General features: G+C 60.1%; 17 protein-coding genes. All 17 read left to right on the forward strand.

Features of this window, described 5'->3' with window-relative positions; all coding sequences use genetic code 11:
• The first annotated feature begins 123 nt into the window (after nucleotides 1–123).
• Nucleotides 124–861 carry a 30S ribosomal protein S2 gene (gene rpsB / locus HU749_RS06560; RefSeq protein WP_003198231.1) on the forward strand — a complete coding sequence of 246 codons (738 nt, stop codon included), beginning with the start codon at nucleotides 124–126 and terminating at the stop codon, nucleotides 859–861.
• A 194-nt stretch (nucleotides 862–1055) separates the two neighbouring features.
• Nucleotides 1056–1919 carry a translation elongation factor Ts gene (gene tsf / locus HU749_RS06565; protein WP_018603730.1) on the forward strand — a complete coding sequence of 288 codons (864 nt, stop codon included), beginning with the start codon at nucleotides 1056–1058 and terminating at the stop codon, nucleotides 1917–1919.
• Nucleotides 1920–2135: 216 nt separating this feature from the next.
• Complete coding sequence (gene pyrH, locus HU749_RS06570) at nucleotides 2136–2879, forward strand: UMP kinase (RefSeq protein ID WP_003184915.1); 744 nt, start codon at nucleotides 2136–2138, stop codon at nucleotides 2877–2879.
• Entirely contained in the window at nucleotides 2876–3433 is a 558-nt protein-coding gene (gene frr, locus HU749_RS06575; protein ID WP_003198238.1) for a ribosome recycling factor, read from the forward strand. The genes pyrH and frr overlap by 4 nt, the downstream gene beginning before the upstream one ends.
• Before the next feature lie 13 nt (nucleotides 3434–3446).
• Nucleotides 3447–4202 (forward strand): polyprenyl diphosphate synthase, encoded by a 756-nt coding sequence (gene uppS, locus HU749_RS06580; RefSeq protein WP_079302073.1) that lies wholly within the window; start codon nucleotides 3447–3449, stop codon nucleotides 4200–4202.
• Nucleotides 4202–5008, forward strand: a complete 807-nt coding sequence (locus HU749_RS06585; RefSeq protein WP_186649959.1) for a phosphatidate cytidylyltransferase — start codon at nucleotides 4202–4204, stop codon at nucleotides 5006–5008. The genes uppS and HU749_RS06585 overlap by 1 nt, the downstream gene beginning before the upstream one ends.
• On the forward strand, nucleotides 5005–6195 hold the full coding sequence (gene ispC, locus HU749_RS06590) for a 1-deoxy-D-xylulose-5-phosphate reductoisomerase (protein ID WP_095963146.1): 1191 nt from the start codon (nucleotides 5005–5007) through the stop codon (nucleotides 6193–6195). The genes HU749_RS06585 and ispC overlap by 4 nt, the downstream gene beginning before the upstream one ends.
• Before the next feature lie 52 nt (nucleotides 6196–6247).
• Complete coding sequence (gene rseP, locus HU749_RS06595) at nucleotides 6248–7600, forward strand: RIP metalloprotease RseP (RefSeq protein ID WP_041475753.1); 1353 nt, start codon at nucleotides 6248–6250, stop codon at nucleotides 7598–7600.
• A 74-nt stretch (nucleotides 7601–7674) separates the two neighbouring features.
• Nucleotides 7675–10050, forward strand: a complete 2376-nt coding sequence (gene bamA / locus HU749_RS06600; RefSeq protein WP_079302077.1) for an outer membrane protein assembly factor BamA — start codon at nucleotides 7675–7677, stop codon at nucleotides 10048–10050.
• A 45-nt stretch (nucleotides 10051–10095) separates the two neighbouring features.
• Nucleotides 10096–10599: an OmpH/Skp family outer membrane protein gene (locus tag HU749_RS06605; RefSeq protein WP_003184901.1), complete on the forward strand. Its 504-nt coding sequence runs from the start codon at nucleotides 10096–10098 to the stop codon at nucleotides 10597–10599.
• Nucleotides 10600–10602: 3 nt separating this feature from the next.
• A complete protein-coding gene (gene lpxD / locus HU749_RS06610) occupies nucleotides 10603–11658 on the forward strand; it encodes a UDP-3-O-(3-hydroxymyristoyl)glucosamine N-acyltransferase (RefSeq protein WP_095963432.1) in 1056 nt (351 codons plus the stop codon).
• 105 nt (nucleotides 11659–11763) lie between these two features.
• Nucleotides 11764–12204, forward strand: a complete 441-nt coding sequence (fabZ, locus tag HU749_RS06615) for a 3-hydroxyacyl-ACP dehydratase FabZ (RefSeq protein ID WP_003184897.1) — start codon at nucleotides 11764–11766, stop codon at nucleotides 12202–12204.
• Complete coding sequence (lpxA, locus tag HU749_RS06620) at nucleotides 12201–12977, forward strand: acyl-ACP--UDP-N-acetylglucosamine O-acyltransferase (RefSeq protein ID WP_053178301.1); 777 nt, start codon at nucleotides 12201–12203, stop codon at nucleotides 12975–12977. The genes fabZ and lpxA overlap by 4 nt, the downstream gene beginning before the upstream one ends.
• A 2-nt stretch (nucleotides 12978–12979) precedes the next feature.
• Nucleotides 12980–14110: a lipid-A-disaccharide synthase gene (lpxB, locus tag HU749_RS06625; RefSeq protein WP_079302078.1), complete on the forward strand. Its 1131-nt coding sequence runs from the start codon at nucleotides 12980–12982 to the stop codon at nucleotides 14108–14110.
• Nucleotides 14107–14760, forward strand: coding sequence for a ribonuclease HII (gene rnhB / locus HU749_RS06630; protein WP_095963433.1), 654 nt, complete (start codon nucleotides 14107–14109; stop codon nucleotides 14758–14760). The genes lpxB and rnhB overlap by 4 nt, the downstream gene beginning before the upstream one ends.
• 195 nt (nucleotides 14761–14955) lie before the next feature.
• Nucleotides 14956–18477: a DNA polymerase III subunit alpha gene (gene dnaE, locus HU749_RS06635; RefSeq protein ID WP_046065021.1), complete on the forward strand. Its 3522-nt coding sequence runs from the start codon at nucleotides 14956–14958 to the stop codon at nucleotides 18475–18477.
• Nucleotides 18478–18626: 149 nt separating this feature from the next.
• Nucleotides 18627–19574, forward strand: a complete 948-nt coding sequence (locus HU749_RS06640; protein WP_053182408.1) for an acetyl-CoA carboxylase carboxyltransferase subunit alpha — start codon at nucleotides 18627–18629, stop codon at nucleotides 19572–19574.
• The last annotated feature ends 37 nt before the right edge of the window (nucleotides 19575–19611 follow it).

Here is a 19611-nt window from a genome sequence, read left to right on the forward strand (position 1 = left end):
TGACCCCGCAAGCTTAAATCCACACACGTGTCGACACGATGACCTGGGTGCCTTCGGCTTATATAGCCGCTGGTTGGTCATTGGGATACGTGGAGGCCAAACCCGACTTATCAAGGAACTATCATGTCCCAAGTCAACATGCGCGATATGCTGAAGGCCGGTGTGCACTTCGGTCACCAGACCCGTTACTGGAACCCGAAAATGGGTAAGTACATTTTCGGCGCGCGTAACAAGATCCACATCATCAACCTTGAAAAAACCCTGCCAATGTTCAACGAGGCACTGACCTTCGTAGAGCGCCTGGCCCAGGGCAAAAACAAGATTCTGTTCGTCGGCACCAAGCGTTCCGCTGGCAAGATCGTTGCTGAAGAAGCAGCACGTTGCGGTTCGCCGTACGTCGATCACCGCTGGTTGGGCGGCATGCTGACCAACTTCAAGACCATTCGCGCTTCCATCAAGCGTCTGCGTGACCTTGAAGTCCAGTCCGAAGACGGTACTTTCGCCAAGCTGACCAAGAAAGAAGCGCTGATGCGCACTCGCGATCTTGAGAAGCTGGACCGCTCCCTGGGCGGTATCAAGGACATGGGCGGTCTGCCTGACGCACTGTTCGTGATCGACGTTGATCACGAGCGCATCGCGATCACCGAAGCCAACAAGCTGGGTATCCCGGTCATCGGCGTTGTCGACACCAACAGCAGCCCGGAAGGCGTTGACTACATCATCCCAGGCAACGATGACGCCATCCGCGCCATCCAGCTGTACATGGGTTCGATGGCTGACGCTGTTATCCGTGGTCGCAACAACGTGAATGGCGGCACCGAAGTCTTCGCTGAAGAAGCTCCGGCAGCAGCCGCTGAGTAATTGACGCCCTGGCGTTGACTCAGTAAGCAAAAAGGGGGCTTGGCCCCCTTTTTGCCACCTCGAAAACCATTTGCCGCCAGCGCAGTGACCTGTTTGTAACCTGCCGCGGCCTATAAGCAGTGGTTTTCCAGGAAGAATTGATCGCCCGTTCGATCGGGTGGAATGGTTGAAAACCTATCCAAGAGGATTTTGAAATGGCAGAGATTACTGCAGCGTTGGTCAAAGAACTGCGCGAGCGTACCGGCGAAGGCATGATGGATTGCAAGAAAGCCTTGACCAAGGCTGGCGGCGACATCGAGAAAGCCATTGATGACATGCGTGCTTCGGGCGCCATCAAGGCTGCCAAGAAAGCTGGCAACATTGCCGCTGAAGGTGCGATCGGCATCAAGGATGACGGTAAAGCTGCCGTTATCATCGAAGTCAACTCGCAGACTGACTTCCTGGCCCTGCAAGACGACTTCAAGGCATTCGTTGCTGCCAGTGTAGAAAAAGCATTCGCCGACAAACTGACCGACGCAGCTCCGCTGATCGCCGCTCAGGAATCGGCTCGTGAAGCCCTGGTTGCCAAAGTAGGCGAAAACGTCAACATCCGTCGTCTGGTTCGCGTCGAAGGTGATGTTGTCGGTTCCTACCTGCACGGCAACAAGATTGGCGTCGTTGTAGCCCTCAAAGGCGGCAGCGTCGAGCTGGCCAAAGACATCGCGATGCACGTTGCTGCCAGCAACCCTGAGTTCCTGCTGCCGTCGGAAGTTTCCGCTGATGCCATCGAACGCGAAAAAGCCGTGTTCATGCAGCTCAACGAAGACAAGATCAAAGGCAAACCAGCCGAAATCGTTGAAAAAATGGTTGCTGGTCGTATCACCAAGTTCCTGGCTGAAGCCAGCCTGGTTGAGCAGGCGTTCGTCAAGAACCCTGAAATCAAGGTCGGTGAACTGGCCAAGAAAGGCGGCGCTGAAATCGTTTCCTTCACCTACTTCAAAGTGGGCGAAGGCATCGAGAAGCCAGTAGACAACTTCGCTGAAGAAGTTGCTGCTCAGCTGGCTGCCAGCAAGCAATAAGACAGTTTTTATAACTGTCGCCCTGAAGAGGCTGCCCGCTTAACGCGCGCAGCCTCTTTTTGGATGGGGATGCCGATTTTTATTGGTTTCCTGTCGGAACTGGCTTACAAAGCCGTGTTCCGATGGCGCTGTGTCAGCGTCAAGCTAGAGTGAACGCAGGCTGAAAACAGCCCGCAAAGAATTTTTTGAACACATACGCCGCAGGAGAGATTCGCAATGGCTCAGCAGGGCAGTGGTTATCAGGCTCGCTATAAACGCATTCTACTCAAGCTTAGCGGCGAGGCCCTGATGGGCTCGGAAGAGTTCGGGATCGATCCGAAAGTGCTGGATCGCATGGCCCTGGAAGTCGGCCAGTTGGTCGGGATCGGCGTTCAGGTCGGCCTGGTCATCGGCGGCGGCAACCTGTTCCGCGGCGCAGCGCTGAGCGCGGCCGGCATGGATCGGGTCACGGGCGACCACATGGGCATGCTGGCCACTGTGATGAACGCCCTGGCTATGCGTGACGCGCTGGAGCGTGCCAATATCTCGGCCATCGTGATGTCGGCCATTTCCATGGTGGGCGTGACCGACCACTACGACCGCCGCAAAGCCATGCGCCACCTCAATGCCAAGGAAGTGGTGATTTTTGCCGCCGGCACCGGTAATCCGTTCTTCACCACGGATTCGGCCGCCTGCCTGCGAGCGATCGAGATCGATGCCGATGTCGTGCTCAAGGCAACCAAGGTCGATGGCGTCTATACCGCTGACCCGTTCAAGGACCCGCATGCCGAGAAGTTCGATCATCTGACCTACGATGAAGTGCTGGATCGCAAGCTGGGTGTAATGGATCTGACGGCTATCTGCCTGTGCCGCGACCACAAGATGCCGCTGCGCGTCTTTAACATGAACAAGCCCGGTGCCCTGCTGAACATCGTCCATGGCGGCGCCGAAGGAACACTGATCGAGGAAGCTCAACAATGATCAACGAAATCAAGAAAGACGCTGAACAGCGCATGCAGAAATCCCTGGAGTCCCTGGCGCACAACTTCGGTCGCATCCGCACCGGCCAGGCGCACCCGAGCATCCTCGAGGGCGTGATGGTGCCGTACTACGGCTCCGATACCCCGATCAAGCAAGTGGCCAACATCACCGTCAAGGATGCGCGCACCCTGCAGGTCGTGGCCTTCGAGCGCAACATGCTGGGCGCAGTCGACAAGGCCATCGGCAGTGCCGGCCTGAACCTGAACCCGACCAACCTGGGTGAGCTGCTGCTGATCTCCATGCCGGCCCTGACCGAGGAAACCCGCAAGGGCTTCACCAAGCAGGCCCGTGATGTGGCTGAAGACGCCCGTGTTGCCGTGCGCAACATCCGTCGTGATGCCAACAGCCAGCTCAAGGACCTGGTCAAGGAAAAGGAAATCAGCGAAGACGAAGAGCGTCGTGCCACTGGCGAGATCGACGACCTGACCAAGAAGTACGTAGCTAAGATCGACGCGGATTTGGCGCAGAAAGAAAAAGACCTGATGGCCGTATAAGGGTCTCGTTTTCATGGAAAAGACCAAGCAGGCCGTGCCGTTCGCAGTGCCGCGCCACGTGGCGATCATCATGGACGGCAATAACCGCTGGGCCAAGAAGCGCTTTATGCCTGGCGTCGCCGGGCACAAGGCGGGGGTCGACGCGGTTCGTGCGGTCATCGAGGTGTGCGCCGAGGCAGGGGTGGAAGTGCTGACCCTGTTCGCCTTCTCCAGCGAGAACTGGCAGCGCCCGGCCGATGAAGTCAGCGCCTTGATGGACCTGTTCCTCAAGGCCCTGCGTCGCGAGGCCAAGCGCCTCAACGAGAACCGGATCAGCTTGCGGATCATCGGTGATCGCTCGCGCTTCCATCCTGAGTTGCAGGCTGCGATGCGCGAAGCCGAGGCCGCGACCGCGGGCAACGACCGGTTTGTCCTGCAGATCGCCGCCAACTATGGCGGTCAGTGGGACATTGCCCAGGCCGCCCAGCGGCTGGCGCGGGAAGTCCAGGCTGGGCACTTGCGCCCGGAAGACATCACGCCGGAACTGCTGCAGACCTGTCTGGCGACCGGCGACCTGCCGTTGCCAGACCTGTGCATCCGTACCGGTGGCGAACATCGCATCAGCAACTTCCTGCTCTGGCAGTTGGCTTATGCCGAGTTGTATTTCTCCGACCTGTTCTGGCCGGACTTCAAACACGAAGCCATGCGCACTGCGCTGGCCGATTTCGCTTCCCGTCAGCGTCGCTTCGGTAAAACGAGCGAGCAGATCGAAGCTGGAGCCCGGGTTTAATGCTGAAACAACGAATCATCACTGCCTTGATCCTGCTGCCCATCGCCCTGGGTGGTTTCTTCCTGCTCAAAGGTGCCGGTTTTGCGCTGTTCATCGGGCTGGTCGTGACCTTGGGGGCGTGGGAATGGGCGCGGCTGGCGGGTTTTCCTGCGCAGTCGGCGCGCGTGGCCTACGCAGTGGCCGTGGCGGCCATGCTGTTCATCATGTACGTGGTGCCTGGCCTCGGGCCTTGGGTGCTGGGTGCGGCGGTGCTGTGGTGGGCGACAGCGACCTTCCTGGTCCTGACCTATCCGCGGACTACCCATCATTGGGCCAACGCGGCGACCAAGCTGGTGATCGGCCTGTTGATCCTGCTGCCGGCCTGGCAGGGGCTGATTTGGATCAAGCAAGGCCCGCTGGGCAACTGGCAGATCATGGCTGTGATGGTGCTGGTCTGGGGTGCCGACATCGGCGCCTATTTTTCCGGCAAGGCCTTCGGCAAGCGCAAGCTCGCACCGAAAGTCAGTCCCGGCAAGAGCTGGGAAGGCGTCTATGGTGGTCTGGCCTTGAGCCTGGTGATCACCACTGTGGTCGGTTTCGTGCGGGACTGGACGGTCGCGCAATTGCTGATGGGCCTGATTGGTGCCGCCCTGATCGTCTTTGTGTCCGTGGTCGGCGACCTGACCGAAAGCATGTTCAAGCGTCAATCCGGGATCAAGGACAGCAGTAACCTGCTGCCCGGTCACGGTGGCGTGCTGGATCGCATCGACAGTCTTACTGCCGCGATCCCGGTCTTTGCCGTGCTGTTGTGGATGGCGGCATCGTGAGTCGCCCCCAGCAGATCACGGTCCTTGGTGCGACCGGTTCGATCGGCCTGAGTACGCTGGACGTCATCGGTCGGCACCCGGAGCGTTACCAGGTGTTCGCCCTCAGCGGTTTCACGCGCTTGAGTGAATTGCTGGCGCTGTGCATACGCCACACGCCACGGTTTGCCGTGGTGCCTGAGGCTGGCCTGGCGCGGGGGTTGCAGGACGATCTGCGCGCAGCCGGTTTGCAAACCCGCGTGCTGGTGGGCGAGGAGGGCCTCTGCCAAGTGGCTTCCGACCCCGAAGTCGACGCCGTGATGGCGGCCATCGTCGGTGCGGCAGGCTTGCGCCCGACGCTGGCGGCGGTGGAAGCCGGCAAGAAGATTCTGCTGGCCAACAAAGAGGCGCTGGTGATGTCCGGCGCGCTGTTCATGCAGGCTGTGCGCAAAAGCGGTTCGGTGTTACTGCCCATCGACAGCGAGCACAATGCGATTTTTCAATGCATGCCGCAGGATTTTTCCCGTGGACTGGGCGCGGTAGGGGTTCGGCGGATTTTGCTGACAGCCTCCGGTGGTCCGTTCCGGCAGACACCGCTGGAAGAATTGGTGCATGTTTCACCCGAGCAGGCCTGTGCGCACCCGAACTGGTCCATGGGGCGCAAGATTTCCGTGGATTCGGCCAGCATGATGAACAAGGGGCTGGAGCTGATCGAGGCCTGCTGGCTGTTCGATGCCAAGCCAGCCCAGGTCGAGGTGGTGATTCATCCCCAGAGCGTGATCCACTCCCTGGTGGACTACGTCGACGGTTCGGTGCTGGCCCAGTTGGGTAATCCGGATATGCGGACCCCGATCGCCAACGCCCTGGCCTGGCCGGAGCGCATCGACTCAGGTGTTGCCCCGCTGGACCTGTTCGCCATCGCTCGCCTGGATTTCCAGGCGCCCGATGAGCAGCGTTTCCCCTGCCTGCGCCTGGCGCGTCAGGCGGCCGAGGCGGGCAACAGTGCCCCGGCGATGCTTAATGCCGCCAATGAAGTGGCGGTTGCAGCGTTTCTCGATGGACGTGTCCGTTACCTCGAGATCGCGAGTATCATCGAGGAAGTCTTGAATCTCGAGGCCGTGGTTTCGGTCAATGACCTCGATACGGTATTTACGGCGGATGCCAGGGCTCGTGAGTTGGCGGGCCAATGGCTGCAGCGCCACGGGCGTTGAAGCTGCGATACGTTAGCCAGGGTTGCCCTGGACAGGATTGCGGAGAAAACAGATGAGCGCGCTCTATATGATTGTCGGCACCCTGATTGCCTTGGGGGTGTTGGTCACATTTCACGAATTCGGTCATTTCTGGGTCGCGCGGCGCTGTGGCGTCAAGGTCCTGCGTTTTTCCGTGGGCTTTGGCATGCCCTTGCTGCGCTGGCACGACAAGAAAGGCACCGAGTTCGTCGTGGCGGCCATCCCGCTGGGCGGCTACGTCAAGATGCTCGACGAGCGCGAAGGCGAAGTCCCGGCCGACCAGCTCGATCAATCCTTCAATCGCAAGAGCGTCCGTCAGCGTATCGCCATCGTCGCGGCGGGACCGATTGCCAACTTCCTGCTGGCCATGGTGTTTTTCTGGGGCCTGGCCATGCTGGGCAGCGAGCAGGTGCGTCCGGTCATTGGTGGGGTAGAGGCCGGCAGCGTTGCCGCCCGTGCCGGGCTGGGTGCCGGGCAGGAAATCGTTGCCATCGATGGGGAGCCGACGTCCGGCTGGGCGGCGGTCAATCTGCAATTGGTACGTCGCCTGGGTGAGAGCGGTTCGTTGCAATTGATGGTTCGTGAGCAGGGTTCCACGGTGGATTCGCCTCGCGAACTGATCTTGGACAACTGGCTCAAGGGTGCCGATGAGCCGGATCCGATCCGCTCCCTGGGGATCAAGCCATGGCGTCCGGCGTTGCCGCCGATCCTCGCCGAGCTCGATCCGAAAGGCCCGGCCCACGCCGCAGGCCTGAAGACCGGCGATCGGTTGCTGGCGCTCGACGGCCAGCCGGTCACTGACTGGCAGCAGGTGGTCGATTCGGTTCGCGTACGTCCTGATAGCAAAATTGTGCTTCGCGTCGAGCGCGAGGGTGCTCCAATCGACGTCCCGGTGACCCTGGCCGCCCGTGGCGAGAGCAAGGCGCCGACCGGTTACCTGGGTGCAGGTGTCAAGGCGGTCGACTGGCCGCCGGAAATGATCCGCGAGGTCAGTTTCGGCCCTGTGGCGGCGATTGGCGAGGGTGCGCGGCGTACCTGGACCATGAGCATCCTGACGCTGGACTCGCTCAAGAAAATGTTGTTCGGCGAGCTCTCGGTAAAAAACTTGAGTGGACCGATAACCATTGCTAAAGTGGCGGGCGCTTCTGCCCAGTCGGGCGTTGCTGATTTCCTGAATTTCCTTGCTTATCTGAGCATTAGCCTGGGGGTTCTGAATTTGCTGCCCATCCCGGTACTGGATGGGGGGCATCTGCTGTTTTATCTGATCGAGTGGGCGCGTGGTCGTCCCTTGTCGGATCGGGTGCAAGGTTGGGGGATACAGATCGGTATCAGCTTGGTGGTCGGGGTCATGTTGCTTGCCCTCGTCAACGATCTGGGTCGTCTGTAACGCTTCGCTGAATTGCGAATCTGCCGCATTTTGCGGCAGTTTGTTTATTGCCAGTTGGAATAAGAAAGGACTTCATGAAACGTCTGCTGCTAACTGCGGTTCTCACCGTATTGATGATCGCCGAAGTTCACGCCGAGTCCTTCACTATCTCTGATATTCGCGTCAATGGCCTCCAGCGGGTCTCCGCGGGTAGCGTCTTTGGTGCCTTGCCGTTGAACGTCGGCGAGCAGGCGGATGATCGGCGCCTGGTGGAATCCACGCGTGCGCTGTTCAAGACCGGCTTCTTTCAAGATATCCAACTGGGCCGTGACGGCAATGTCCTGGTCATCACCGTTGTCGAGCGTCCGTCGGTCGCCAGTATCGAGATCGAAGGCAACAAGGCGATCTCCACTGAAGACCTGATGAAGGGCCTCAAGCAGTCCGGCCTGGCCGAAGGCGAGATCTTCCAGCGCGCCACCCTCGAAGGTGTACGTAACGAGCTGCAACGCCAGTACGTTGCCCAGGGTCGCTACTCGGCCACCGTCGACACCGAAGTGGTGCCGCAGCCGCGCAACCGCGTCGGCCTGAAGGTCAACATCAACGAAGGCACCGTGGCGGCGATCCAGCACATCAACGTGGTGGGCAACACGGTTTTCCCTGATGAAGACCTGATCGACCTGTTCGAGCTCAAGACCACCAACTGGCTGTCGTTCTTCAAGAATGACGACAAGTACGCCCGTGAAAAACTCTCCGGTGACCTGGAGCGCCTGCGTTCCTACTATCTGGACCGTGGCTACATCAACATGGACATCGCTTCGACCCAGGTGTCCATCACCCCGGACAAGAAGCACGTCTACATCACCGTCAACGTCAACGAAGGCGACAAGTACACCGTTCGTGACGTCAAGCTCAGCGGTGACCTGAAGGTCCCTGAGGACCAGGTCAAGTCGCTGCTGCTGGTGCAGAAGGGCCAGGTGTTTTCACGCAAGCTGATGACCACCACCTCCGAACTGATCACCCGCCGTCTGGGTAACGAGGGCTACACCTTCGCCAACGTCAACGGCGTGCCGCAGCCGCACGATGAAGACCACACCGTCGACATCACCTTCGCCGTGGATCCGGGCAAGCGTGCCTACGTCAACCGTATCAACTTCCGTGGCAACACCAAGTCCGAGGACGAAGTGCTGCGCCGTGAGATGCGCCAGATGGAAGGTGGCTGGGCGTCGACCTACCTGATCGACCAGTCCAAGACCCGCCTGGAGCGCCTGGGCTTCTTCAAGGAAGTCAACGTCGAGACCCCTGCCGTGCCGGGCGTCGATGACCAGGTCGATGTGAACTACAGCGTCGAAGAGCAGGCTTCCGGCTCGATTACCGCCAGCGTCGGTTTCGCCCAGAGCGCCGGCCTGATCCTCGGTGGCTCGATCACCCAGAACAACTTCCTGGGTACCGGTAACAAGGTCAGCATCGGCTTGACCCGCAGCGAATATCAGACCCGCTACAACTTCGGTTACGTGGACCCCTACTGGACCGCTGATGGTGTGAGCCTCGGCTACAACGCCTTTTATCGCACCACTGACTATGACGAGCTTGACTCCGACATCTCCAGCTATGCCGTGGACAGCCTGGGTGCCGGCGTCAACGTGGGTTATCCAATCAGCGAGACTTCGCGGCTGACCTTTGGCCTCACCGCCCAGCAGGACGAGATCAGCACCGGGCGTTATACCGTTGACGAGATTTTTGACTTCGTTAATAAGGAAGGCGACAAGTATCTGAACTTCAAGGCGTCTGTCGGTTGGTCCGAATCGACCCTGAACAAAGGTGTGCTGGCGACCCGTGGCCGTTCCCAGAGCCTGGTTCTGGAAACCACTACGCCAGGCAGTGACCTGTCGTTCTTCAAGCTTGATTATCGCGGCCAACTGTTCCAGCCGCTGTCTGACAACTACACCATGCGCCTGCACACCGAGCTGGGTTATGGCGACGGCTACGGTTCGACCGATGGCCTGCCGTTCTACGAGAACTACTATGCCGGTGGTTTCAACTCGGTTCGTGGCTTCAAGGACAGTACCCTGGGCCCGCGTAGCACTCCGAGTTCGGGCAACAACCCAGGTACTATTCGTGATCCGGACCAGGATCCGCTTCCATTCGGTGGCAACGTGCTCATTCAGGGCGGCGCCGAAATCCTGTTCCCGATGCCATTCGTCAAGGATCAACGCTCCCTGCGTACCTCGGTATTCTGGGACGTGGGTAACGTTTTCAACTCCAGTTGCAGTGATACCACCAACGCCAACGGCACCAGGTCCGACACTAAGTGCAACGACATCAGCCTGAGCAACCTGGCCAGCTCCGTGGGTGTGGGCGTGACCTGGGTTACCGCACTGGGCCCCTTGAGCTTCGCATTGGCGATGCCGATCAAGAAGCCGGATGACGCTGAAACCCAAGTGTTCCAATTCTCCCTCGGCCAGACGTTCTAAGCGTTTGACCCAAGATAACGACAATGGATTTTGTAGGAGTACATCGTGCGTAAGTTGACTCAATTGGTTCTCCTGGCGACCGTACTGGTCGCAGGTCCGGCTTTTGCCGACATGAAGATCGCCGTACTGAATTATCAGATGGCCCTGCTGGAATCCGACGCGGCGAAGAAATACGCCGTGGATGCGGAGAAGAAATTCGGCCCGCAACTGACCAAGCTCAAGGGCTTGGAAAGCAGCGCCAAGGGCATTCAGGATCGTCTGGTGGCCGGTGGCGACAAGATGGCCCAGGGCGAACGCGAGCGTCTGGAGCTTGAGTTCAAGCAAAAGGCCCGTGACTTTCAGTTCCAGTCCAAGGAGCTGAACGAAGCCAAAGCTGTTGCCGACCGCGAAATGCTCAAGCAACTCAAGCCGAAACTCGACAGCGCTGTGGAAGAAGTCATCAAGAAAGGTGGTTTTGACCTGGTGTTCGAGCGTGGCGCAGTGATTGATGTCAAGCCTCAATACGACATCACGCGCCAGGTGATCGAGCGCATGAATCAGCTGAAGTAATCCATGACAGCGACTATCAAGCTCGGCCAGTTGGCCGAGTTCCTCGGCGCCACCCTGCGTGGCGACCCGGAGAAGGCAATTACTGGGCTAGCCACTTTGCAAGAGGCTGGCCCAGCTCAGTTGAGCTTTCTGGCAAATCCTCAATACCGCAAGTACCTGGCTGACAGCCGGGCGGCCGCGCTGTTGCTCAAGGCAGCTGATGCCGATGGGTTTGTCGGCGATGCCCTGATCGTGCCTGATCCGTACCTGGCGTATGCCCGCATTTCCCATCTGTTCGATCCCAAGCCGAAATCGGCCGCTGGTATTCATCCCAGCGCAGTGATCGCGGCAGATGCCGTAGTTGATCCCACAGCCAGCGTCGGCCCATTCGTGGTCATCGAAAGCGCGGCCCGAATTGGTGCCGGCGTCACGCTGGGTGCCCATTGCGTCATTGGCGCGCGCAGCGAGATCGGCGAAGGCGGTTGGCTGGCGCCACGGGTCACCCTGTACCACGATGTGCGCATCGGCAAGCGGGTAGTGATTCAGTCCGGCGCAGTGCTGGGCGGCGAAGGGTTCGGTTTCGCCAACGAGAAAGGCATCTGGCAAAAGATCGCCCAGATCGGCGGCGTCACCGTTGGCGACGACGTCGAGATCGGCGTCAACACCGCGATCGACCGCGGCGCCCTGGCCGACACGGTCATCGGCAATGGCGTCAAGCTCGACAACCAGATCCAGATCGCCCACAACGTCCAGGTCGGTGACCACACCGCCATGGCCGCCTGCGTGGGCATCTCCGGCAGCACCAGGATCGGTAAGCATTGCATGCTCGCCGGTGGCGTGGGGCTGGTGGGCCATATCGATATCTGTGACAACGTGTTCCTGACCGGGATGACCATGGTGACCCACTCGATTACCGAGGCAGGTGCCTACTCTTCCGGTACGGCCATGCAGCCGGCGGCCGAATGGCGCAAGAGCGCGGCGCGTATCCGCCAGCTCGACGACATCGCGCGACGCCTCAAGCAGGTGGAAAAGCGTGTAGGGGACGTGACCCCTGGCGGTAATGCTTCATCAGATGGCTGATACCATTTCCATATCAAGTGTGCACAGCCGTTAGGGCATCTTGATTTGCTAGCGGAGTGCGCGTCACTCGTGCGCTTCCAATCTTTACATAGGCTTCCCCCCGAAATGATGGACATCAACGAGATTCGCGAATACCTGCCTCACCGTTACCCGTTCCTGCTGGTGGATCGGGTGGTGGACCTGGACGTTGAAGGCAAGCGCATTCGCGCCTACAAGAATGTCAGCATCAACGAGCCGTTCTTCAATGGTCACTTCCCCGCGCATCCAATCATGCCGGGCGTGCTGATCATCGAGGCAATGGCTCAGGCTGCCGGGATCCTTGGTTTCAAAATGCTCGACGTAAAACCTGCCGACGGCACGCTCTACTACTTCGTCGGTTCCGACAAGCTGCGCTTCCGCCAGCCTGTCACCCCGGGTGATCAGTTGATCCTCGAAGCCAAGTTCATCAGTTGCAAGCGCCAGATCTGGAAGTTTGAATGCCAGGCTTCGGTCGACGGCAAGCCAGTCTGCTCCGCTGAAATCATCTGTGCGGAACGCAAGCTATGAGTTTGATTGACCCTCGCGCAATCATCGATCCGACGGCCGTCCTGGCCGCCGATGTCGAGGTCGGCCCGTGGTCGATCGTCGGCGCAGGTGTGGAAATCGGCGAGGGTACGGTGATCGGTCCTCACGTAATTCTCAAGGGACCGACCCGGATTGGTCGACACAATCGCATCTACCAGTTTTCTTCGGTAGGCGAGGACACGCCCGATCTCAAGTACAAAGGTGAAGAAACCCGTCTGGTCATCGGCGATCACAACGTGATCCGCGAAGGCGTGACGATTCACCGTGGCACCGTTCAGGATCGCTGCGAAACGACCTTGGGCGACCACAACCTGATCATGGCCTACGCGCACATCGGCCATGACAGCGTGATTGGCAACCATTGCATCCTGGTCAACAACACCGCGCTGGCCGGCCATGTGCATGTGGATGATTGGGCGATCCTGTCCGGGTTCACCCTGGTGCACCAGTATTGCCATATCGGCGCCCACAGCTTCTCTGGCATGGGCACCGCTATCGGCAAGGACGTCCCGGCCTATGTCACGGTGTTCGGCAACCCGGCCGAAGCCCGCAGCATGAACTTCGAAGGCATGCGCCGTCGTGGGTTCAGCGAAGAGGCGATTGCGGCGCTGCGTCGCGCCTACAAAGTCGTGTATCGCCAGGGCTTGACGGTCGAGCAGGCACTCGCCGAACTGGCCGAGGCTTCGGCGCAATACCCGGAAGTCGCGATCTTCCGCGACTCCATCCAGTCTTCGACCCGCGGCATCACTCGCTGACCATGGCTAATTTGCGTGTTGCACTGGTGGCGGGAGAGGCTTCCGGTGACATTCTGGGCGCCGGTCTGATGCGCGCGCTCAAGGCGCAGCATCCTGCCGTCGAATTCATTGGGGTTGGCGGGCCGTTGATGGAAGCCGAGGGCCTGACGTCCTATTTTCCGATGGAGCGCCTGTCGGTGATGGGGTTGGTGGAAGTGCTCGGTCGCCTGCGTGAGCTGCTGGCCCGGCGCAAGAAGCTGATCCAGACCCTGATCAACGAAAAACCGGATGTGTTCATCGGCATCGATGCGCCGGATTTCACCCTTAATATCGAACTCAAGTTGCGTCAGGCCGGGATCAAGACCGTGCATTACGTCAGCCCGTCGGTCTGGGCCTGGCGGCAGAAGCGGGTGCTCAAGATTCGCGAAGGCTGCGACCTGATGCTGACGTTGCTGCCGTTCGAGGCAAAGTTCTACGAAGAGAAGGGCGTGCCGGTGCGGTTTGTCGGGCACACCCTGGCCGATACCATTCCCCTGGAAGCCGACCGCGATGCGGCCCGCCAGGCGTTGGGCCTGCCCGAGGGACCACTGGTGGCCTTGATGCCCGGCAGCCGGGGCGGTGAAGTGAGTCGCCTGGGCGGTCTGTTTTTCGACGCTGCCGAACGCCTTCGGGCGCTGCGCCCCGGTGTACGTTTTGTCCTGCCGTGTGCCAGTGCGCAGCGTCGCGCCCAGTTGGAAGCGCTGCTGGTGGGCCGCGATTTGCCGGTGACGCTGCTCGACGGTCGTTCCCACGAAGCGTTGGCGGCCTGCGATGCCGTGTTGATTGCCTCCGGCACTGCTACCCTTGAGGCGCTGTTGTATAAGCGCCCGATGGTGGTCGCCTATCGCCTGGCGCCACTGACGTTCTGGATCCTCAAGCGCATGGTCAAGAGCCCCTACGTGTCCTTGCCGAACCTGTTGGCCCAGCGCTTGTTGGTGCCGGAGCTGCTGCAGGATGATGCGACCGTCGAGGCGCTGGCCACCACGCTGTTGCCCTTGATTGATGGCGGCGAGGAACAGACTCGGGGCTTTGACGAAATCCACCGTACCTTGCGTCGTGATGCTTCCAACCAGGCGGCTGACGCGGTACTGACCCTGATTGGCGCAAAACCATGAGCAACTCAAAGCTACAGATGGGCCTGGATTTCAACCTGGTCGCCGAAGTGGAAGATCTGGTTGCTGGTGTCGATGAGGTGGGTCGCGGCCCGTTGTGCGGCGCGGTGGTGACGGCCGCGGTGATTCTCGACCCGACGCGGCCGATCCTGGGCCTCAATGATTCGAAGAAGCTCACTGAAGCCCGTCGCGAAAAGCTCTACGACGAGATCTGCGAGAAAGCCCTGAGCTGGTGCATCGCCCGGGCCGAAGTCGAAGAAATCGATGAGCTCAATATCCTGCACGCCACCATGCTTGCCATGCAGCGTGCGGTGCAGGGCCTGCACATCACGCCGAAACTGGCGATGATCGATGGCAATCGCTGCCCGAAACTGTCGATGCGCGCCGAAGCGGTGATCCAGGGCGACGCCAAGGTGCCGGCCATTGCAGCGGCCTCGATCCTGGCGAAGGTCAGTCGTGACCGGGAAATGGCCGCCTTCGAATTGATTTACCCGGGCTATGGCATCGGCGGCCACAAGGGTTACCCGACCCCCGTTCATCTCGAAGCCCTGGCGCGCCTTGGGCCAACGCCGATCCACAGGCGCTCGTTCGCCCCGGTGCGGCTGGCTTATGAAGCTCGTGATGGCTTGATCGAAAGCGAAGGGTTCACCTGATTCATCGTGGCGAGGGAGCTTGCTCCCGCTTGGGTGCGAAGCGCCCATAAGAAGGGGGCTGCTGCGCAGCCCAGCGGGAGCAAGCTCCCTCGCCACGGGTTCAATCCTCAAGAGCATGGGTTGCTGGCTGATGTTTTACCCAAGGCCCGGTACAATCCGGGCCTTGTTGTTTTCATGACTTAACGCAGGATCACTATGCCGGCTTCATTCGTTCATCTACGCCTGCACACTGAATACTCCCTGGTCGACGGTCTGGTGCGGATCAAGCCCCTGGTCAAGACCCTGGTGGGCATGAACATGCCTGCCGTGGCGGTCACCGACCAGAACAACATGTGTTCGCTGGTCAAGTTCTACAAGGCCGCCATGGGCGCCGGGATCAAGCCGATCTGTGGCGCCGACCTGTGGCTGTCGAACAAGGACCCGGACGCTCCGCTGAGCCGTATCAGCCTGTTGGTGATGAACGCCCTGGGTTATCGCAACCTCACCGAGCTGATCTCCCGTGGTTTTATCGACGGCCAGCGCAACGGCTCGATCATCATCGAGCGCGAGTGGGTGGCCGAGGCCAGCGAAGGGCTGATCATGCTGTCGGCGGCCAAGGAAGGTGAAATCGGCCTGGCCCTGCTCAGTGGCAACCCCGAGGAAGCCGAGACCCTGGCCCGTGACTGGATGTCGGTGTTCCCGGACCGCTTCTATATCGAGGTGCAGCGCACCAATCGTCCCAATGATGAAGAGCACCTGCACGCCGCCGTGGCCCTGGCCGACAAGATCGGCGCGCCGCTGGTGGCGACCAACGACGTGCGCTTTATCAAGCAGGAAGACTTCGAAGCCCACGAAACCCGTGTCTGCATCGGTGAGGGTCGGGCCCTCGACGATCCACGGCGGTCGAAGAACTACAGTAACCAGCAATACCTCAAGAGCGCCGAGGAAATGGCCGAGTTGTTCAGCGACCTGCCCGAGGCGCTGGAAAACACCGTCGAGATCGCCAAGCGCTGCAACATCGAAGTGAAACTGGGCAAGCACTTCCTGCCCAACTTCCCGATCCCCGATGGCATGACCATCGACGAATATTTTCGCAAGGTGTCTTTTGACGGCCTGGAGGATCGCCTCAGCGTCCTGCTGCCCAAGGACACCACCGAAGATTACGAAGCCAAGCGCCAGGTCTATGTCGACCGGTTGAATTTCGAGCTGGATATCATCATCCAGATGGGCTTTCCCGGTTACTTCCTGATCGTGATGGACTTTATCCAGTGGGCCAAGAACAACGGCGTGCCGGTGGGCCCAGGCCGTGGGTCGGGTGCCGGGTCGCTGGTGGCCTACGTGCAGAAGATCACCGACCTCGACCCGCTGGAATATGACCTGCTGTTCGAACGTTTCCTCAACCCGGAACGGGTATCCATGCCCGACTTCGACGTCGACTTCTGCATGGACGGTCGCGACCGGGTGATCGACTACGTGGCCGAGAAATATGGCCGCAACGCCGTGAGCCAGATCATCACCTTCGGTTCCATGGCCGCCAAGGCGGTGGTGCGCGACGTGGCGCGGGTGCAGGGCAAGTCCTACGGCTTGGCGGATCGTCTGTCGAAGATGATTCCGTTCGAAGTCGGCATGACCCTGGAGAAGGCCTACGAGCAGGAAGAAATTCTGCGGGACTTCATCAAGGTCGACGAAGAAGCTGCGGAAATCTGGGAGATGGCCCGCAAGCTTGAAGGCGTGGTGCGTAACGTCGGCAAGCACGCCGGGGGCGTGGTGATCGCGCCGACCAAACTGACTGACTTCTCGCCGATCTATTGCGACGAAGAAGGCGACGGCCTGGTAACCCAGTTCGACAAGGATGACGTCGAGGCGGCGGGCCTGGTGAAGTTCGACTTCCTCGGCCTGCGGACCCTGACCATCATCGACTGGGCGCTGAAAACCATCAACCGGGACCGGGCCAAGGTCGGCGAAGAACCGCTCGACATTGCCTTCATCCCGCTGGATGACAAGCCGACCTACAGCCTGCTGCAAAAAGCCGAAACCACGGCGGTGTTCCAGCTTGAATCCCGGGGCATGAAGGAGCTGATCAAAAAGCTCAAGCCCGACTGCCTGGAAGACCTGATCGCACTGGTGGCCCTGTTCCGTCCGGGCCCTTTGCAATCGGGCATGGTGGATGACTTCATCAACCGTAAGCACGGCCGCGCCGAGCTGGCCTACCCGCACTCGGACTATCAGTACGAAGGCTTGAAACCGGTGCTGGCACCGACCTACGGCATCATCCTGTATCAGGAACAGGTGATGCAGATTGCCCAGGTCATGGCCGGTTATACCCTCGGCGGCGCGGACATGCTGCGCCGGGCCATGGGTAAGAAAAAGCCCGAGGAAATGGCCAAGCAACGCGGCGGTTTCATTGAGGGTTGCGCGACCAACGGCATCGACCCTGACCTGGCCGGTAACATTTTCGACCTGGTGGAAAAGTTCGCCGGCTACGGCTTCAACAAATCCCACTCCGCCGCCTACGGCCTGGTGTCGTACCAGACCGCGTGGCTGAAGGCCCATTACCCGGCGCCGTTCATGGCCGCGGTACTGTCGGCGGATATGCACAACACCGACAAGGTCGTGACCTTGATCGAAGAAGTGCGGACCATGAAGCTGCGCCTCGACGCACCGGATGTGAACGCTTCGGAGTTCAAGTTCACGGTGAACGACGAAGGCCGCATCATCTATGGCCTGGGCGCGATCAAGGGCGTGGGCGAGGGGCCGGTGGAAGCCATCACCGAAGCGCGCCAGGACGGGCCGTTCAAGGACCTGTTCGATTTCTGCGCCCGGGTTGACCTCAAGCGCATCAACAAGCGCACCCTCGACGGTTTGATCCGCAGTGGTGCCCTGGACCGGCTGGGGCCTTACTTCCAGGATGAGCCCAAGGCCTACCAGGCCAACATCGACCGCAACCGCGCGGTGTTGCTGGCGGCGATGGAGGAGGCGATCAAGGCCGCCGAACAGACTGCCCGTACCCATGACAGCGGCCACGCCGACCTGTTTGGCGGGCTGTTCGTCGAAGAAGACGCCGATGTCTATGGCAACCATCGCAAGGCCAAGGAGCTGACCCTCAAGGAGCGCCTCAAGGGTGAGAAAGACACCTTGGGCCTGTACCTCACCGGTCACCCGATCGACGAATACGAAGGTGAGATCCGCCGCTTCGCCCGTCAGCGCATTATCGACCTCAAGCCGGCGCGCGACACGCAAACCGTCGCTGGCATGATCATCGCCCTGCGGGTGATGAAGAACAAAAAAGGCGACAAGATGGGCTTCATCACCCTCGACGACCGCTCCGGGCGCATCGAGGCCTCATTGTTCGCCGATGCGTTCCACTCGGCGCAGTCGCTGTTGCAGACCGATGCGATGGTGGTGGTGGAAGGCGAGGTCAGCAACGATGACTTTTCCGGTGGCCTGCGGCTGCGGGTCAAGCGGGTGATGAGCATGGAAGATGCTCGTACCAACCTGGCTGAAAGCCTGCGCCTGAAGCTGCAGACCCAGGATCTCAAGGGCGATCAGCTACGCTGGTTGGGTGAATTGTTCAAGCGCCATCGCGGTGCCTGCCCGATCACCATGGAGTATGTACGCCCCGACGCCAAGGCTGTGTTGCAGTTCGGCGAAGGCTGGCGAATCGATCCGGCGGATGCGTTGATTCAAGCCTTGCGTGACCAGTTCGGCAAAGACAACGTCTTCCTCCAATACCGTTGACGGCCAGGGGTCATTCTTGAAACCGGAATACCCCTGATCTCGACCCGAATTTTTAATCTCGACCTGAACGCGCCTCTCCCTTAAGGTAGGCGCGAATAGACAACCGGCCGGCCCAAGCTCTCTTGGACGTCGACCCAAGACGGACGCCTATGAACCCGAATTTTCTAGATTTCGAACAGCCGATCGCCGACCTGCAAGCCAAGATCGAAGAGTTGCGCTTGGTCGGTAATGACAATTCGCTGAATATCGGCGATGAAATCTCTCGTCTGCAGGACAAAAGTCGCACGCTGACCGAAGACATCTTCGGCAAGCTGACCAGCTGGCAGATCGCCCGCCTGGCGCGTCATCCACGTCGTCCCTACACCCTGGACTACATCGACCACATCTTCACCGAGTTCGATGAACTGCATGGTGACCGTCACTTCTCCGACGACGCAGCGATCGTCGGCGGTGTCGCCCGCCTGGACGACCAGCCGGTGATGGTTATCGGCCATCAGAAAGGCCGTGAAGTGCGCGAGAAGGTGCGCCGCAACTTCGGCATGCCGCGTCCGGAAGGCTACCGCAAGGCGTGCCGCCTGATGGAAATGGCCGAGCGCTTCAAGATGCCGATCCTGACCTTCATCGACACGCCGGGTGCCTACCCGGGCATCGACGCCGAAGAGCGCAACCAGAGCGAAGCGATTGCCTGGAACCTGCGCGTCATGGCGCGCCTGAAAACCCCGATCATCGCCACTGTAATTGGCGAGGGTGGTTCCGGCGGTGCACTGGCTATTGGCGTCTGCGACCAGTTGAACATGCTGCAATATTCCACCTATGCGGTGATCTCGCCGGAAGGCTGCGCCTCGATCCTGTGGAAAACCGCCGAGAAGGCGCCGGATGCCGCTGAGGCCATGGGCATTACCGCCGAGCGTCTCAAAGGCCTGGGCATCGTCGACAAAGTGATCAACGAGCCAGTCGGCGGCGCTCACCGCGACCCGGCTGCGGCAGCGGCACTGATCCGCGCCGAGCTGAGCTCGCAACTGTCGATGCTCAAGAAGTTCGACAACGACGCATTGCTGACTCGTCGCTACGAACGGTTGATGAGCTACGGCCTCTGATCTGACCACGCTTCCAGCAGCTGTGGGGGAGCCAATG

It is taken from the genome of Pseudomonas ogarae (genome assembly GCF_014268695.2).
GTDB classification, from domain to species: domain Bacteria; phylum Pseudomonadota; class Gammaproteobacteria; order Pseudomonadales; family Pseudomonadaceae; genus Aquipseudomonas; species Aquipseudomonas kilonensis.

Excerpts from the sequence above, each read along its gene's own strand:
- fabZ (WP_003184897.1), top strand. The coding sequence starts at position 11,764 with ATGATGGACATCAACGAGATTCGCGAATACCTGCCTCACCGTTACCCG.
- HU749_RS06640 (WP_053182408.1), top strand. The coding sequence starts at position 18,627 with ATGAACCCGAATTTTCTAGATTTCGAACAGCCGATCGCCGACCTGCAA.
- pyrH (WP_003184915.1), top strand. The coding sequence starts at position 2,136 with ATGGCTCAGCAGGGCAGTGGTTATCAGGCTCGCTATAAACGCATTCTA.
- rpsB (WP_003198231.1), top strand. The coding sequence starts at position 124 with ATGTCCCAAGTCAACATGCGCGATATGCTGAAGGCCGGTGTGCACTTC.
- dnaE (WP_046065021.1), top strand. The coding sequence starts at position 14,956 with ATGCCGGCTTCATTCGTTCATCTACGCCTGCACACTGAATACTCCCTG.
- lpxD (WP_095963432.1), top strand. The coding sequence starts at position 10,603 with ATGACAGCGACTATCAAGCTCGGCCAGTTGGCCGAGTTCCTCGGCGCC.
- HU749_RS06585 (WP_186649959.1), top strand. The coding sequence starts at position 4,202 with ATGCTGAAACAACGAATCATCACTGCCTTGATCCTGCTGCCCATCGCC.
- uppS (WP_079302073.1), top strand. The coding sequence starts at position 3,447 with ATGGAAAAGACCAAGCAGGCCGTGCCGTTCGCAGTGCCGCGCCACGTG.
- lpxB (WP_079302078.1), top strand. The coding sequence starts at position 12,980 with ATGGCTAATTTGCGTGTTGCACTGGTGGCGGGAGAGGCTTCCGGTGAC.
- lpxA (WP_053178301.1), top strand. The coding sequence starts at position 12,201 with ATGAGTTTGATTGACCCTCGCGCAATCATCGATCCGACGGCCGTCCTG.
- tsf (WP_018603730.1), top strand. The coding sequence starts at position 1,056 with ATGGCAGAGATTACTGCAGCGTTGGTCAAAGAACTGCGCGAGCGTACC.
- frr (WP_003198238.1), top strand. The coding sequence starts at position 2,876 with ATGATCAACGAAATCAAGAAAGACGCTGAACAGCGCATGCAGAAATCC.
- bamA (WP_079302077.1), top strand. The coding sequence starts at position 7,675 with ATGAAACGTCTGCTGCTAACTGCGGTTCTCACCGTATTGATGATCGCC.
- rnhB (WP_095963433.1), top strand. The coding sequence starts at position 14,107 with ATGAGCAACTCAAAGCTACAGATGGGCCTGGATTTCAACCTGGTCGCC.
- rseP (WP_041475753.1), top strand. The coding sequence starts at position 6,248 with ATGAGCGCGCTCTATATGATTGTCGGCACCCTGATTGCCTTGGGGGTG.